The sequence below is a fragment of the Cryobacterium luteum genome, from assembly GCF_900110125.1.
GTDB classification, from domain to species: Bacteria; Actinomycetota; Actinomycetes; order Actinomycetales; family Microbacteriaceae; genus Cryobacterium; species Cryobacterium luteum.
Map to the genome: position 1 here is coordinate 1 of NZ_FOCN01000062.1, position 1,717 is coordinate 1,717.

General features: G+C 55.7%; 1 rRNA gene. It reads left to right on the forward strand.

Annotated features, from left to right (window positions below):
- Positions 1-59: 59 nt before the first annotated feature.
- Positions 60-1,593, forward strand: a 16S ribosomal RNA gene (locus BMW72_RS18205).
- Positions 1,594-1,717 lie beyond the last annotated feature (124 nt).

Here is a 1,717-nt window from a genome sequence, read left to right on the forward strand (position 1 = left end):
TATTCCGGTTGGTGGGTGCACTAGATGGGCGCTCAGCTTGCTGGGTAGCTATTCAAACATTTACGGAGAGTTTGATCCTGGCTCAGGACGAACGCTGGCGGCGTGCTTAACACATGCAAGTCGAACGGTGAAGGGGAGCTTGCTCCTTGGATCAGTGGCGAACGGGTGAGTAACACGTGAGCAATCTGCCCTTGACTCTGGGATAACTGCGGGAAACTGTAGCTAATACCGGATATTACCTTGGAAGGCATCTTCTGGGGTGGAAAGAATTTTGGTCAAGGATGAGCTCGCGGCCTATCAGCTAGTTGGTGAGGTAATGGCTCACCAAGGCGACGACGGGTAGCCGGCCTGAGAGGGTGACCGGCCACACTGGGACTGAGACACGGCCCAGACTCCTACGGGAGGCAGCAGTGGGGAATATTGCACAATGGGCGCAAGCCTGATGCAGCAACGCCGCGTGAGGGACGACGGCCTTCGGGTTGTAAACCTCTTTTAGTAGGGAAGAAGCGACTGGGTTTTCCTGGGAGTGACGGTACCTGCAGAAAAAGCACCGGCTAACTACGTGCCAGCAGCCGCGGTAATACGTAGGGTGCAAGCGTTGTCCGGAATTATTGGGCGTAAAGAGCTCGTAGGCGGTTTGTCGCGTCTGCTGTGAAAACCCGAGGCTCAACCTCGGGCCTGCAGTGGGTACGGGCAGACTAGAGTGCGGTAGGGGAGATTGGAATTCCTGGTGTAGCGGTGGAATGCGCAGATATCAGGAGGAACACCAATGGCGAAGGCAGATCTCTGGGCCGTAACTGACGCTGAGGAGCGAAAGCATGGGGAGCGAACAGGATTAGATACCCTGGTAGTCCATGCCGTAAACGTTGGGAACTAGATGTGGGGACCATTCCACGGTCTCCGTGTCGCAGCTAACGCATTAAGTTCCCCGCCTGGGGAGTACGGCCGCAAGGCTAAAACTCAAAGGAATTGACGGGGGCCCGCACAAGCGGCGGAGCATGCGGATTAATTCGATGCAACGCGAAGAACCTTACCAAGGCTTGACATATACCGGAAACGGCCAGAAATGGTCGCCCCGCAAGGTCGGTATACAGGTGGTGCATGGTTGTCGTCAGCTCGTGTCGTGAGATGTTGGGTTAAGTCCCGCAACGAGCGCAACCCTCGTCCTATGTTGCCAGCACGTAATGGTGGGAACTCATGGGATACTGCCGGGGTCAACTCGGAGGAAGGTGGGGATGACGTCAAATCATCATGCCCCTTATGTCTTGGGCTTCACGCATGCTACAATGGCCGGTACAAAGGGCTGCGATACCGTAAGGTGGAGCGAATCCCAAAAAGCCGGTCTCAGTTCGGATTGAGGTCTGCAACTCGACCTCATGAAGTCGGAGTCGCTAGTAATCGCAGATCAGCAACGCTGCGGTGAATACGTTCCCGGGCCTTGTACACACCGCCCGTCAAGTCATGAAAGTCGGTAACACCCGAAGCCAGTGGCCGAACCCGTAAGGGACGGAGCTGTCGAAGGTGGGATCGGTGATTAGGACTAAGTCGTAACAAGGTAGCCGTACCGGAAGGTGCGGCTGGATCACCTCCTTTCTAAGGAGCACGTGCACTGCTCGTCTGTATACAGCGAGATCAACGGTGCCAGTCATACCACGACGCCAGTTCTTCCTGAACTGCACGATCTTGGATGGCGCTCATGGGTGGAACATTGACATTG